The organism is Pantoea sp. UBA7232, from assembly GCF_002473195.1.
In the GTDB taxonomy this organism is placed as follows: domain Bacteria; phylum Pseudomonadota; class Gammaproteobacteria; order Enterobacterales; family Enterobacteriaceae; genus Pantoea; species Pantoea eucrina.
In genome coordinates this window covers 79,407-93,087 of sequence record NZ_DKTK01000016.1, presented here as the reverse complement: position 1 = coordinate 93,087, position 13,681 = coordinate 79,407, and the positions used below count along the sequence as shown (strand labels likewise).

The window sequence follows — 13,681 nt, the reverse complement described above, 5'->3', positions numbered from 1 at the left end:
TATGCATAAAAAATCACGGAATGGCAAACGGAAGTTAGCGTTCAAGGAAATTTTTCAGCAGCTGATGGCCCTGCTCGCTGAGCACGCTTTCGGGGTGAAACTGCACGCCTTCCAGCGGCAGCGTGCGGTGACGAAAGCCCATGATTTCATCGGGCTGATTATCACGCAGGCTCCAGGCGGTGATCTCAAACGCGTCAGGCAGCGATCCATCCGCCACAATCAGTGAGTGATAGCGCGTTACGGTGAGTGGATTAGCGAGGTTGCGAAACACGCCTTCGCCAGTGTGGCGTACCGGCGAGGTTTTCCCGTGCATGACCTGACGCGCACGTACCACCTTTCCGCCAAAGGCCTGAGCGATGGCCTGATGTCCGAGGCACACCCCCAGCACCGGCAGCCGCCCGGCAAAATAGCGAATGGCATCCAGAGAAATACCCGCCTGGTCGGGCGTGCAGGGCCCGGGGGAGATAACCAGATGGCTTAGCGGCAATGCCGCCATCTCAGCCAGCGAGATAGCGTCATTACGCACCACGCGCACCTGCGCGCCCAGCTCGCAAAAATACTGGTAAAGGTTCCAGGTAAAAGAGTCGTAGTTATCAAGCAGCAGCAGCATCATGACCTCAGGTCGATCAAACCGCCGCTATTCTACGCACTTTATCGCGCCGGGCTTACCACTTTTGTCAGCTGCGCGGTCAGCGCGGCGAGATCGCCCGCGACCGCTTCGCGAATTGCCTTCTGCCACGGCTCCGGCTCCAGCCGATCCCACTCCAGCAGATAGCCGGCGTGCAGCGCCAGCTGCTCAAAAAAGATGCGCTGAGCGCGTCCGTTGCCCGCCCGGAACGGATGCAGTACATAGAGTTCACAGTAGTAATGTGCCAGACGGGCCACAAAGGCGTCTGTATCAAGTTCGGTCAGCCCCTGCTCTTCCTCCAGCGCGCTCATCAGCGCATTGCCCTCTTTCTCAATGTATTCGCAGTGGCAGTAAGGGGTCTCGTCGCGCCAGATATCGATGGTGCGGAGTTCGCCCGCCCAGCTGTAGAGATCCTGAAACAGCGTGCGATGAATATGGCGTAAACGCGGCAGACCCGGTGTACGCGGACCTGGATCCAGCGTCGCCAGCCGCGCGGCACTGAACGCCAGCTCCGCCTTGCGCAGCTGCGCGGCATCATGAATTTCCAGCCGGTTTTTCAGCACATCATCGTTGTGCCACAGGTAGGGATCGCGTACCGCCAGTGAATTATCCGCCATACTGCCTCCTCAGCGAAGCAAGCCGATCTTCCGCCTGCTCAGCGGTGACCGCAGGCTCAGTCAGGGTATAACCAGACAGCCTGCAGCTGGCCTGATAGCTGGCAGCACGACGCTGCAGCCACAAAGTGGCTTTCTGTTTTTCAGTGAGTTTTTGCGGCATAGCGCCTCCGGCTGACAAGATTTGCCCTAAGTATAAGAGCAAATTCTGGCTTTGCCGGAGCGCGGTCAGCGACGTCACGCTACAGGTGACGCGGAAACAGATTAAGGCAGGATTTTCGCGGAGGTAATAACAACCGGTTTTGCCGGGACATTCTGGTACGGGCCCACATCTTTAGTCGGGACCTGGGCGATTTTGTCGATCACATCCATCCCTTTCACAACTTTACCAAATACCGCATAACCGAAGTCGCGCTGTCCGTGATCCAGGAAAGCGTTATCTGCCACATTCAGGAAGAACTGGCTGGTTGCGCTGTCTTTCTCAGCGGTACGCGCCATAGAGATGGTACCGCGCAGATTACGCAGTCCGTTGTCAGCTTCGTTTTTGACTGGCGCGCTGGTCTGCTTCTGCTGCATATCCGTGGTAAAACCGCCGCCCTGGATCATAAAACCCGGGATCACGCGATGAAAAATGGTGTTGTTGTAGAAGCCGTTATTAACGTAATCCACAAAGTTTTTTACTGAAACCGGCGCTTTCTGGTTATCCAGTTCAAGTTCAATGTTGCCCGCCGACGTGGTGAGCAGGACATGCGTATCCCCTTTTGCAGCCAGTGCAGAAGCAGATACGGAAGAGAGTGCTAACAGGGCGATCGCCGCTGTCAAAGTACGTTTAAGCATGAAAGAGTCCTTACCCTGGAGATCGGCTTAAAAAACAGAATTGATTGTAAAGAGCATGTAATACAAGAGCCAGCGTTTTACCTATATTTACCGGAATGTTGCAAACGTCATACTTTTGCCGCCGCGCAATCATTTGCGTGACTGGAATCACACATATCATGAAATTTGCGTAGCTTATTTCACTGCTTGTTTATTAAGATCACAGTTCCATTTACAATTCATGACACTTTTGCCTCATCGTCCCCCCACAGGTTATGAACATGACAAACCGTAATCGCATCGGCCTTACCTGGATCAGCTTTTTCTCTTATGCGCTCACTGGCGCACTGGTGATTGTGACCGGTATGGTGCTGGATAATATCGCGCAATATTTCCAGCTACCCATCTCAGAGATGAGTAACACTTTTACTTTCCTTAACGCCGGCATTCTGGTTGCCGTTTTCCTGAACGCCTGGCTGATGGTGATTGTGCCGCTGAAACGCCAGCTGATTTTCGGCTTTGTGCTGATGATTCTGGCGGTAGCGGGCCTGATGACCAGCCATAACCTGCAGGTCTTTTCACTCTGCATGTTTATTCTGGGCGTGGTCAGCGGCATTACCATGTCAATTGGTACCTTCCTGATCACCCATATCTATGACGGTCGCCAGCGCGGTTCACGCCTGCTGTTTACTGATTCATTTTTCAGCATGGCCGGCACGATTTTCCCGATTATTGCTGGCGTACTGCTGGCGCGTGCGCTGCCGTGGTACTGGGTATATGCCTGCATCGGTGTTATCTACCTGGCTATTTTTGTTCTGACGCTGATGGTGGAGTTTCCGGTTCTCAAAAGTGAAGCGGCCGTTCAGGGTGGGGAAAAAGAGAAATGGGGCGTGGGGGTGCTGTTCCTCTCCATCGCTGCGCTCTGTTATATCCTGGGTCAGCTGGGCTTTATCTCCTGGGTGCCGGAGTATGCAACCAAATCGATGGGCATGGATATCGCCTCTGCCGGGCAGCTGGTCGGCAACTTCTGGACCGCTTACATGGTCGGTATGTGGGCGTTTAGCTTCCTGCTGCGCTTCTTTGACCTGCAGCGCATCCTGATGGTGCTGGCTGCGCTGGCCACCGGCCTGATGTACTGGTTTGTCTCCTCTCAGGAGGCGGGCATGCTGCACTGGATCATTATCGCGCTGGGCTTCTTCTCCAGCGCGATTTATACCACCATCATTACGCTGGGCTCGCTGCAGACCAAAGCGGCCTCGCCTAAGCTGGTTAACTTTATCCTGACCTGCGGCACCGTGGGCACCATGCTGACCTTTGTGGTTACCGGACCGATAGTGGCTAAAGGTGGCGCGCATGCGGCACTCTCTACTGCCAACGGCCTTTATGCCGTGGTGTTTGTCATGTGCGTGCTGCTCGGCTTTGTCACAAAGCACCGTCAGCACGGTCATGTGACCCACTGATGATACCGGCACTGTCGCCTCGCGCGGCAGATGCGACCCAATAAAAAGGCGAGCCGGAAGGCTCGCCTTTTTTTACGTCATCCGCGCCGGTTTACGGCTGTGCGACGAACCCGACGGCGTCGTACACTTTCTTCAGCGTTTCCTGCGCGTGTGCGCGCGCTTTAGCTGCGCCGTCACGCATTACCTGGTTGAGCAGCGCTTCATCATTGCGGAAGTGGTGATAGCGCGCCTGCAGCTCGGTCAGCATGCCGGATACCGCCTCGGCAACGTCGCCCTTGAGGTGCCCGTACATTTTGCCCTCAAACTGCTGTTCAAGCTCCGGAATCGATTTGCCGGTAACGCCTGAGAGAATATCCAGCAGGTTGGAGACGCCCGCCTTCTCTTTGACATCATAGCGCACCACCGGCGGCTCTTCGGAGTCAGTAACCGCACGCTTGAGCTTCTTCACGACCGATTTGGTATCTTCAAGCAGGCCGATAACGTTGTTGCGGTTGTCATCCGACTTGGACATCTTTTTCGTCGGCTCCAGCAGCGACATTACGCGCGCGCCCGATTTCGGAATAAACGGCTCCGGAACCTTAAACACGTCACCATAAAGCGCGTTGAAACGGGCAGCGATATCGCGGCTCAGCTCCAGATGCTGCTTCTGATCTTCGCCTACCGGAACCTGATTGGTCTGATACAGCAGAATATCAGCCGCCATCAGCACCGGGTAGTCAAACAGACCGGCGTTGATATTCTCTTCATAGCGGGCAGATTTATCCTTGAATTGTGTCATACGGCTCAGCTCGCCAAAGTAGGCGTAGCAGTTCAGGATCCAGCTCAGCTGCGTATGCTCCGGCACATGCGACTGAACAAAAATAGTGCTTTTTTCCGGGTCAATGCCGCAGGCCAGATAGAGCGCCAGCGTATCCAGCGTCGCTTTACGCAGCGTGGCCGGGTCCTGACGCACGGTAATCGCGTGCAGATCGACGATGCAGTAAATGCAGTGATAGTCATCCTGCATCTGCACCCACTGACGCAGCGCACCCATATAGTTGCCAATGGTCAGTTCACCTGAAGGCTGGGCGCCGCTGAAAACGATGGGTTTGCTCATGTTATATCCTGATAATCACAGCCCGAGTGCGGGCAGAAGTTCGCCAAAAGTGTCGAGAGTCAAATCGGGCCGGCTGGTGGTAATAGACTCACCGTAGTTGTAGCCAAACGTCATACCGACATTCGGTACACCGGCAGCCTGTGCCGCGAGGATATCATTGCGTGAATCCCCGACAAACAGCAATTGTTCCGGCAGTACGCCGAAATGGCCCAGCACCAGGAAGATGCCGGCCGGATGCGGTTTTTTCACCGCTACGTCATCGCCGCCGATAATCAGTGAAAAAGAGTCGCTGATGCCGAGAGAGGCCAGCAGCGGAGCGACAAACGGCGTTGGTTTATTGGTAACGATAGCGAGAGGTAATCCCTGGTCGCGCAGCGCGAGCAGCGTCTCTTTTACCTGCGGAAACAGCGTGCTGCCTGACTCAACCGTGTCAGCGTAGTGCCGGTCAAAACAGGCGCGTGCGTCACGCTGCTCTTCCGCATGCGGCTCGCGGCCCAGCGCCCAGGTCAGGGCGCGCGCCATCATAATATCGGCACCGTTACCTATCCAGGTTGATGCCCGCTCAATGCCCGGCGCCGGCAGCTGCAGATCGCCCAGCGCCCGATCGATCGCCTGTGACAGGCCCGGTGCGCTATGCACCAGCGTTCCGTCAAGGTCAAAGGCCAGCGCGCGGATATCAGTGAAATGAGCCATTAACTTTCTCCAGTTCCGTGCGCATTTCATCGATGACTTTTTTGTAATCGGGATGACCGAAGATGGCCGAGCCGGCGACAAACATATCTGCGCCGGCGGCAGCAATCTGTCCGATATTGTCGATTTTTACTCCGCCATCCACTTCGAGCCGGATGTCATAGCCGCTCTGATCGATCAGCCGGCGCGCCTCGCGCAGTTTATCCAGCGTGCCCGGTATGAATGACTGGCCGCCAAAGCCAGGATTGACCGACATTAGCAGAATGATATCCAGCTTATCCATCACGTAATCAAGGTAGCTCAGCGGCGTTGCCGGATTAAACACCAGGCCCGCCTTACAGCCATGCTCTTTGATGAGCTGCAGCGTACGATCAACGTGGTCACTGGCTTCCGGGTGGAATGTGATATAGCTGGCACCCGCTTTCGCAAACTCCGGGATAAGCGCATCCACTGGCTTGACCATCAGGTGCACATCAATCGGTGCCGTAATGCCGTAGTCACGCAGCGCTTTCAGCACCATAGGTCCCATCGTCAGATTGGGCACATAGTGATTATCCATCACATCGAAATGCACGACATCGCCGCCTGCCGCCAGTGCTTTGGCGGTATCTTCACCCAGACGGGCAAAGTCAGCGGCAAGAATTGAAGGGGCCAGTAAAAATTGTTTCATCCGATTCTCCCAATGTTGTGCGCCAGTCTCAGCTGACGTAATGCGTTGGTCGCGGACGAAACAGGCTAGCGGAAAAGCGCCAGCAGTTCGTCCACCTGCGTACGACCACTTATGCTTCGGCTGATAGAACGCCGGGCTTTTACTACATGTAAATCCGCGTTCTGATACCACTCCCGGGTCAGCAGCGTATCGTGATTGGAAATCAGGACCGGTATCTGGCTCTTAGCCAGCTTCCCGGCCAGCTCCGCGAGATGCTGCTGCTCGCGCAGGCTGAAACTGTTGGTGTGATAGGCCGTGAAGTTGGCCGTTGCCGACAGCGGCGCATAGGGCGGATCGCAATAGACCACCGAGCCTGCAGCAGCGCTGTTCAGGGTAACATCGTACGATTCGCAGACAAAGGTCGCTTTCTGCGCGCGCTCTGCAAACCAGAGTAGTTCAGCTTCCGGAAAGTAGGGTTTGCGGTAGCGGCCAAAAGGCACGTTAAATTCACCGCGCAGGTTGTAGCGACACAGGCCGTTATAGCCGTGACGATTCAGATAGAGGAACAGCACGGCGCGCTGGTAGGGATCGCGGCTGGCGTTAAATGCCAGCCGCTGCGCATAATAGTGCTCAGCGCTGTTTCCTTCCGGCGTAAACAGCTGACGCGCATCCGCAATAAATGTCTGCGTACGCGTTTTGACAATGTTGTAGAGGTTAATGAGATCGCCGTTGATGTCCGCCAGATGGTAGCGGTCATAATCGGTATTGAGAAATACGGAACCGGCGCCCACAAAAGGCTCAACTAAGCAGTCGCCTTGTGGCAGGTGACGACGAATATCGTCAAGCAGTGGGTATTTCCCACCGGCCCATTTCAGGAAAGCGCGATTTTTTTTCATGCTGTCGTGGTTATTACATCTTCATTGTAGCTGTGGTGAAACCGACAGCAGATCTGCGCTTAAACGGGGCCGCAGCAGCGGGCCCCACATCAATTTACTGACTCTCTTTCTTAACCTGGCTCAGCGGTTTTACCCACGGATTAACCGCACGTACTTCTGCAGGCAGCGCAGCCGCAGCCCGTTTCGCTTCGGCAGGCGTCGCGTAAGCGCCACTGACCAGCACGTACCAGGGCTGACCGTTACGTGTGGTTTTATACACGTGATAGCCGCTCAGATTCTGTTTTTTTGCCCACGCCGTCAGGCTCTCCTGCTTCGACGCTCCGCTCAGCTGCAGCGTATAGTTACCCCCTGAAGGCAGAGACTTGCTGGCGCTGCTGGCAGGCGGGTTGTGCGCTGCCGTGGTGTGGGTCTGGCTCTCGCGGGTCGCAGACGGTTTTGCCGCAGCCGCTGGTTTATGGCTGGTACCGGATGCGGTGGAACGTGAACTGCTGCTGGCGCGCGGCGCGTTATCCGCCCGCACAGCAGGCGGCGTAACCGCTTTTCCTGCTGTGCTGCCGGCATTGCCGCTTACGGTAGCGGGCGCGGTGGGCAGAGAAGAGCCGCCCTGCGCACCCTGGGCGGCAGCATCTACCGAGCCCTGCTGATTACTCAGCGCGCTGTTGAGATCGCCCGGCAGCGTGACGCGCTGCTGGTTCGCAGGCGCCTCTGTTACCTGCGCCTGCGTTGGCGTGGATGACACGGAAGGCATTGAGATCGCCTGCCCTTCACCGCCCGCTGCCGGCTGCGTCGTATTCTGTGGCGCGCTGCCTTCAGCCGTTGGGGCCGCTGCCTGCTGGCCGCTCATGGAGGTGGAGTCAGAGAGATCGATATGTTTTTCACTGCCGCCAGATGTCGACCCACTGCCGCTGCTGCGGTTAGCCGCGGGTTTATCATCCGGCCCGGTCAGCGCTGAACCGATGCCCAGCACCAGAACCAGTAACACCAGAATGCCAATTCCCATCATCATATGCTGACGGGAGACCGGCGTTTTGGCTTTTGGCGCAGAAGACGCTTTACGGGATCGCGCGGGACGGCGATCGCTGGCATCAGGTTTTAACTCATCTTCCGGTTTGAACTCATCCATCTCGCCTCCTCCGTAAAACGGTACGTGTCCGACGCACCGTATCACAACGTTCTTCTTCAGCCTGAACTTACCTGCCGCAGCGTTATATGACGGTCTGCTGTCAGAACGCTACATTCGCGCTCAGTTACTGCGACAATCGTTAATTGCAGCCAGCACCATATCATGTGCAACACCGGCACGCACTTCAGAGCGACCAATAGCGAGAGGCAGCACCAGACGCAGCTCGCCCCCGATCACTTTTTTGTCGCGCATCATATGCGGCAGATACGCTTCAGCTGTCATCTTAGCGGGACCGGTTACCGGCAAGCCAGCACGCTGCAGCAGCGCAATCACGCGTTCGCTTTCTGCTGCGGTAAATTGCCCCAGCCGTTGCGCCGTACGCGCGGCCATCACCATACCGGCGGCCACGGCTTCGCCATGCAGCCAGTTGCCATAGCCCATATGCGCTTCAATCGCATGACCAAACGTATGGCCCAGGTTGAGCAGCGCACGCTGGCCGTTTTCACGCTCGTCGGCAGCCACCACTTCCGCTTTCAGCTCGCAGCAGCGGCGAATACACCAGGCGATTGCGCGCGCATCCAGCGCCAGCAGCGCATCAAGATTTTGCTCCAGCCAGTGGAAGAATTCACCGTCCAGAATGATGCCGTATTTGATCACCTCTGCCAGGCCAGACGCCAGCTCGCGCGGCGGTAGCGTGGAGAGACAATCCGTGTCGATGACCACCGAGGCGGGCTGATAAAACGCGCCAATCATGTTTTTACCGAGCGGATGATTGACGGCGGTTTTTCCGCCTACTGACGAGTCAACCTGCGCCAGCAGCGTGGTGGGCACCTGAATAAATCGGACGCCGCGCTGATAGCTGGCAGCGGCAAATCCGGTGAGATCGCCAATCACGCCGCCACCCAGCGCAATCAGCGTGGTGTCGCGGCCGTGCGGCTTCTGCAGCAGCGCGGTAAAGACCTCATCCATGACGGTCAGCGTTTTATACTGCTCACCGTCAGGCAAAATCACCTGATCAACATGGATGCCCGCCTGGGTCAGCAGCGTTGCGACTTTCCCGAGATAGAGCGGGGCCAGCGTCTGGTTGGTTACCAGCATGGCGCGATCGCCTGCCTTCAGCGGCCAAAAAGAAGCCGGATCCTTAAACAATCCGGCAGCAATGGTAATGGGGTAACTACGATCCCCCAGTGAGACAGTGATCTTCTCCATGATGACCGATACCTGTTGCTGAGCCCTCAGGATGCTGGATTAATTTTTTTCCAGCATGTTGATGATCTGATTGGCGACCACTTTGGCACTTTGATCATCAGTGCGAATAGTGACGTCAGCGATCTCTTCATAAAGCGGATTGCGTTCATCTGCCAGTGCTTCGAGCACTTCACGAGGCGGTTCATCAACCTGCAGCAGCGGGCGCTTTTTATCGCGCTGCGTGCGGGCAAGCTGCTTTTCGATGGTGGTTTCCAGATAGACAACCACGCCGCGGGCGGAGAGACGATTGCGCGTTTCACGGGATTTGACGGAACCGCCGCCGGTCGCCAGTACGATGCCTTGTTTCTCGGTCAGCTCGTTAATGATTTTTTCTTCGCGATCGCGGAAACCAGCTTCGCCTTCCACATCAAATACCCAGCCTACATCCGCTCCGGTACGTCGCTCAATTTCCTGATCGGAATCGAAAAATTCCATATTGAGTTGCTGAGCTAACTGACGACCAATAGTGCTTTTGCCGGCACCCATCGGCCCAACCAGAAAGATATTGCGTTTCTCTGCCATTTTGTCGGTATTACTAAGAATTCGTTGATGATACCCCGCGTTCAGCGCGTTGCTGGCGGGACAGGAACTGAGACCTCATAAGCATTAGCAAGAGTCAGATAGAAAATTATCTCAACACTCATGGCCGTTTGGCAACCGAATAAATCGCCTCCGGCAACCTGCACACAGGTATGGTCTTTGGTTCGCGAGACGGTAACGCTCTTCCTTACGTGCCTTCATTAAACAGGCTACAGCTGCGCAGGCCGGGGGTTGCCGGTGCTTATCATCGGCTGATATTAGCGCTGAAAACGGCCCTTTATCTGCTTGCTGCTGCCCACTTTATGCTGGCATATTTCTTTTTTGACGCCAGTATCGCTTGTGACTGACGCCCGTCGGAAGATTATCCTGCCGCGTACCGCTACACCGTTTTAAAATCGCTAAACCTTGTAAGCTAATTCCTCTCTGGCGTCAACGCGCACGGCACTACAGAACGAATTTTCCGCTTTATCCGGCAGAAAGCGCTGCTTCCCTGACCAGTCTGGGGGTAATAAAGATAACCAGCTCACGTTTTTTCTGCTCCTGCAGCTGCTGCCGGAACAGCGCGCCCAGCAGCGGCACCTCTCCCAGCCACGGCACGCGCTTTTCACTCTGCGTGCGCTGCTGCTGAAAAATGCCGCCCAGCGCCAGCGTTTCGCCATCACGCAGCGTCACCTGCGTCTCAATTTCCTGCTTTTCAATGCTCAGCACCTGGTTCTCTCCCAGCGTCAGGCTGCGGCCAGGCATGTTCTGGCTCAGTCGCAGCCGCAGCTGAATGCGACCGTTGCCCAGAACCGTGGGAGTGACCTCCATACCCAGCACCGCCTCTTTGAACTCGATTGCCGTCGCACCGCTGTTGCCTGACTTCACCTCGTACGGAATTTCGGTGCCCTGTTTGATGGTGGCCGTCTGCTGATGCGCAGTAAAGAGCCGCGGGCTGGCGATGATATCGATCTGATTCTCCTGCTCCAGCGCGCTCAGCTCAAGATTCAGCAATTCACCGCTCATTTTACCCAGCGTCACCCCGGCGCGCAGTGCTGGCGTACTGACCGCCAGCGGCAGGCTAAGCTGCGGATTGCGCAGCGTCGCCGCTACCGCATCTGCCGGAGAGAGCTGCCAGCTGACGCCCAGTTCACGCAGATGCTCTTCGTTAAGCGTCACGATATGCGCCTGCAGCTCCACCTGCTCCAGCGGCCGGTCGAGGGCTTTGATCCAGCGCGTCGTGCTTTCCAGAGCCGGTGCCGTGTCGCGCAGCAGCAGTGAGTTAGTACGGCTATCGACCGTGACGCTGCCGCGTGCTGACATCAGTGAAGGCTCTCCCTGCAGACTGCGGTGAATCTCGCTGGCGCTGGCATAATGAAGCGTAACGGTGTGCTGCTCCAGCGTCCGCTGCGCCTGTTTATCTTCCTGCTCCTGCCGGACCCGCTGCATCTGACGCTGCTGCCAGCTTTGCGGATAGACCAGCAGCACCCCCTCCTCTTCTATCAGAACAAGATCGGTCAGGCGTGAAATCAGCGACAGGGCATGCTCTGCGCTTACCTTCTCCAGACGCAGCGACAGTCGTCCCTCAACCCCGGGCGCAATCAGCAGATTAGTCTGCTGATAATCCGCCAGCGCCTGCAGAATGCGCTCTACCGGCGCATCGTCAAATACCAGGCTCAGCGTGCTGGTCTGCGCCTGCAGCGGGGTGCTTAACATAAGCCCCAGCAGCATCACGATCCGTTTCATAAAAGCCTCCTTTAATTACCCAAACGATCTGTTGCTTCACACAGCGGCGCGGCGCGGTTAACGTCAGCGTGCGCGCGGTTATCCCCGCGACCTGCCAGGGATAAACCGGAAAAGGAATGGATGGCTCCAGCCGGTAGCTTTTCCCCTCGGGCGATATTACCCAGGCGACAAAGTGGGGTGCGCGACCTGCCACGCCCTGCAGACGCCAGTTCTGCGGCGTGGCGGCAGGCGGTTCGCAGGCGCGGGTGGTCAGAGGGACGAAAGGATTGCGTGCTGCGACGGCACCGACCCAAAGCAGCAGGCACAGCAGCGCGCTACTCCGCATCGGATTGCTCCAGCCACAGCTCTGCCGTCAGCAGACGCGCGCCGGACCGCAGTGAAAAACGCTGCGGTACCGGCTGAGCGGTTCCGGCCAGCTCACTGAACAGCGGCATAAATTCACGCCACTCCAGCTGCAGCACCAGTTCTGATGGCTGAGCCTGCGGCTGCCAGTTTTGCAGCTGCGCGCCACGCGTGTTCACCAGCTGCTCCAGCGATGCGCTGGCCGCGCTGCTGCGCTGCGGCATCTGTAACATAGCGATCTCCTGCGTAAGCGTGGCGACTGACGGCTGCAGCGCCTGCTGCAGCTGGCTTTGCTGCGCGGTAAGCGCTGTCAGCGCTGTCCGCTGCTGTGCCAGCGCCTGCTGCTGGGGTTGCAGCAGCAGCAGCCAGAGCAGCAGCAGCACGGCTGCGGCAACCAGCGTGCTGCAACCGGCGCGCCAGGCAAAAGGCCACAGCGCATAGCGCCACATCAGCTCATTCATTGCGCGGCTCCCGCATCCGCGCCTGCAGCGTGAAGCGGTATCGGCCATCGGACTGCCGGGTTATCGCCCTCTGCCTGACGGCGGCAAACAGCGGCTGTGCCAGCAACCGATGGCGCAGCTCGCTCACCGCAGCCACGCTGTCACTCCACCCTTCGACGCGCAGCAGCTGCTGCTGACGATCGATACGCTCCAGCCACAATGCATCCGGCAGCAACCCCGGCAGCTGCTGCCAGAAACGTTGCCAGTGCTGATACTGCAGCGCCACCTGCTGACGCTGCTGCTGTAAGTCCAGCAGCCTGTCGCGCGCCTGCAGCAGTGATTGCTGTTGCGTGCGCAGGTGCCGCAGCGCGAGCAGTCGCTGCCGGGCCTGTTCTGTCGCACTTTCAGCCTGAGTCAGCTGCTGTCTGCTATATCCTCCCAGCACCAGCGCAACGAGCAGCGGCAGCGTTAACGCGGTAATCAGCAGATATTTCGTCTGCCGGCAGCACTTCTGCCACTGCCGCTCACGCCACGGCAGCAGATTAACCCTTAGCATGAGCTGTCTCCGGGACGCAGCGCCAGTCCCAGCGCCAGCGTAAAGTCGCCCTGCTGTGCGGGCAGAGGCGGCTGCTGGTAGCGTAATAATGAGAGCGGCAGGCACAGCTTCGCCTGTAGTGTGGTCAGGGCTGACGAAGAGGTACAAAGCGAGTCCGATACCTGCGGAAAGAGCTGTGTAACAGTGTCTGCATTGAGCGCGCCTGTGACGCTCCCGCAGCGCAGCGCGCCATCATTAAACACCCAGAACCCGTGCTCGCCTGCCGGGTGGATCAGCAGCGTATGGGGGGCAAGCGGCAGCTGCTGTGCGACCTGCATCAGGGCCTGCGTGCTCAGTTCAAAGATGTCAGGCTCCAGACCCGCCTGCTGCAGCGGCTGCAGCCACTGCGCCATTACGTCCCGCCGTGCCGCCGTAACCTGCAGCCTGTTTTCAGCCGCGTCACACTGATAGTCAAACGCCAGCAGCGCGGTTTCCACCGGAAAGAGGGTACGGGCGGCGGCAGTGACATAACGATTTAAAGCGGGTTCGCGCAGCGAGGTGTCGGGCAGCGGCAAGGTCCGCTGCAGAACCAGCTGTGGCGGCAGGCCAACGCGCAGGGAAAACTGCGCCGGCAGCTGCCGCCGCCACGACGCTAACATCTCCTGTAACAGCGGCGAGCTTTGCAACACGCCGTTGCGTAACGTATCGTGCGGCAGCGCTTGCTGCCACCAGTGTCGCAGCTGCCAGCCATGACGACGGCGTTCAATACCCAGCGCACACAGGTGCCTGTTCTGAATATCCAGTCCAATTTGCCAGCGCTGAAAAGCCATACGCGCGATCTCCTTATCATCAAAGGTAAACGCTAAACCCGGCTATGCT

The 13,681-nt window shown here is 57.6% G+C and carries 17 protein-coding genes; 1 reads left to right on the top strand and 16 read right to left on the bottom strand.

Features of this window, described 5'->3' with window-relative positions; translation table 11 throughout:
* Window positions 1-34: 34 nt before the first annotated feature.
* The 4 genes from pabA to ppiA form a co-directional block, all read right to left on the bottom strand.
* The gene (gene pabA / locus B4056_RS13950; protein ID WP_039380901.1) at window positions 35-610 is read right to left on the bottom strand and encodes an aminodeoxychorismate synthase component 2; all 576 of its coding nucleotides are present in this window, start codon (window positions 608-610) and stop codon (window positions 35-37) included.
* 41 nt (window positions 611-651) lie between these two features.
* Window positions 652-1,245, bottom strand: coding sequence for a putative adenosine monophosphate-protein transferase Fic (locus B4056_RS13945; protein WP_039380904.1), 594 nt, complete (start codon window positions 1,243-1,245; stop codon window positions 652-654).
* Window positions 1,235-1,405, bottom strand: a complete 171-nt coding sequence (locus B4056_RS13940; protein WP_071669295.1) for a YhfG family protein — start codon at window positions 1,403-1,405, stop codon at window positions 1,235-1,237. The genes B4056_RS13945 and B4056_RS13940 overlap by 11 nt, the downstream gene beginning before the upstream one ends.
* Before the next feature lie 101 nt (window positions 1,406-1,506).
* Window positions 1,507-2,079 (bottom strand): peptidylprolyl isomerase A, encoded by a 573-nt coding sequence (gene ppiA / locus B4056_RS13935; RefSeq protein ID WP_039380907.1) that lies wholly within the window; start codon window positions 2,077-2,079, stop codon window positions 1,507-1,509.
* 260 nt (window positions 2,080-2,339) lie between these two features.
* Between ppiA and tsgA the strand changes: the two genes are divergently transcribed.
* Window positions 2,340-3,518: an MFS transporter TsgA gene (gene tsgA, locus B4056_RS13930; RefSeq protein ID WP_094111203.1), complete on the top strand. Its 1,179-nt coding sequence runs from the start codon at window positions 2,340-2,342 to the stop codon at window positions 3,516-3,518.
* A 91-nt stretch (window positions 3,519-3,609) separates the two neighbouring features.
* Here the strand turns inward: tsgA and trpS are convergent, their stop codons facing one another.
* The 12 genes from trpS to pilM all read right to left on the bottom strand — a co-directional run bounded on the left by trpS (window position 3,610) and on the right by pilM (window position 13,632).
* Window positions 3,610-4,614 carry a tryptophan--tRNA ligase gene (gene trpS, locus B4056_RS13925; protein ID WP_288655051.1) on the bottom strand — a complete coding sequence of 335 codons (1,005 nt, stop codon included), beginning with the start codon at window positions 4,612-4,614 and terminating at the stop codon, window positions 3,610-3,612.
* A 15-nt stretch (window positions 4,615-4,629) separates the two neighbouring features.
* A complete protein-coding gene (locus tag B4056_RS13920; RefSeq protein ID WP_094111201.1) occupies window positions 4,630-5,307 on the bottom strand; it encodes a phosphoglycolate phosphatase in 678 nt (225 codons plus the stop codon).
* Window positions 5,291-5,974: a ribulose-phosphate 3-epimerase gene (gene rpe / locus B4056_RS13915; RefSeq protein ID WP_039380919.1), complete on the bottom strand. Its 684-nt coding sequence runs from the start codon at window positions 5,972-5,974 to the stop codon at window positions 5,291-5,293. Before rpe ends, B4056_RS13920 begins: the two co-directional genes overlap by 17 nt.
* Before the next feature lie 65 nt (window positions 5,975-6,039).
* A complete protein-coding gene (dam, locus tag B4056_RS13910; protein WP_039380921.1) occupies window positions 6,040-6,849 on the bottom strand; it encodes an adenine-specific DNA-methyltransferase in 810 nt (269 codons plus the stop codon).
* 94 nt (window positions 6,850-6,943) lie between these two features.
* Window positions 6,944-7,972, bottom strand: a complete 1,029-nt coding sequence (locus B4056_RS13905) for an SPOR domain-containing protein (RefSeq protein WP_113655561.1) — start codon at window positions 7,970-7,972, stop codon at window positions 6,944-6,946.
* Between the two features lie 120 nt (window positions 7,973-8,092).
* Window positions 8,093-9,181, bottom strand: coding sequence for a 3-dehydroquinate synthase (aroB, locus tag B4056_RS13900; RefSeq protein ID WP_094111198.1), 1,089 nt, complete (start codon window positions 9,179-9,181; stop codon window positions 8,093-8,095).
* A gap of 39 nt (window positions 9,182-9,220) precedes the next feature.
* Window positions 9,221-9,742 carry a shikimate kinase AroK gene (gene aroK, locus B4056_RS13895; RefSeq protein WP_039380929.1) on the bottom strand — a complete coding sequence of 174 codons (522 nt, stop codon included), beginning with the start codon at window positions 9,740-9,742 and terminating at the stop codon, window positions 9,221-9,223.
* A 483-nt stretch (window positions 9,743-10,225) separates the two neighbouring features.
* Window positions 10,226-11,485: a DNA uptake porin HofQ gene (hofQ, locus tag B4056_RS13890; RefSeq protein ID WP_113655562.1), complete on the bottom strand. Its 1,260-nt coding sequence runs from the start codon at window positions 11,483-11,485 to the stop codon at window positions 10,226-10,228.
* Window positions 11,403-11,810: a HofP DNA utilization family protein gene (locus B4056_RS13885; RefSeq protein WP_039380932.1), complete on the bottom strand. Its 408-nt coding sequence runs from the start codon at window positions 11,808-11,810 to the stop codon at window positions 11,403-11,405. Before B4056_RS13885 ends, hofQ begins: the two co-directional genes overlap by 83 nt.
* A complete protein-coding gene (locus B4056_RS13880; RefSeq protein ID WP_223811815.1) occupies window positions 11,800-12,288 on the bottom strand; it encodes a hypothetical protein in 489 nt (162 codons plus the stop codon). Before B4056_RS13880 ends, B4056_RS13885 begins: the two co-directional genes overlap by 11 nt.
* Window positions 12,281-12,823, bottom strand: coding sequence for a PilN domain-containing protein (locus B4056_RS13875; RefSeq protein ID WP_039380935.1), 543 nt, complete (start codon window positions 12,821-12,823; stop codon window positions 12,281-12,283). Before B4056_RS13875 ends, B4056_RS13880 begins: the two co-directional genes overlap by 8 nt.
* The gene (gene pilM, locus B4056_RS13870) at window positions 12,817-13,632 is read right to left on the bottom strand and encodes a pilus assembly protein PilM (RefSeq protein WP_113655563.1); all 816 of its coding nucleotides are present in this window, start codon (window positions 13,630-13,632) and stop codon (window positions 12,817-12,819) included. The genes B4056_RS13875 and pilM overlap by 7 nt, the downstream gene beginning before the upstream one ends.
* Window positions 13,633-13,681 lie beyond the last annotated feature (49 nt).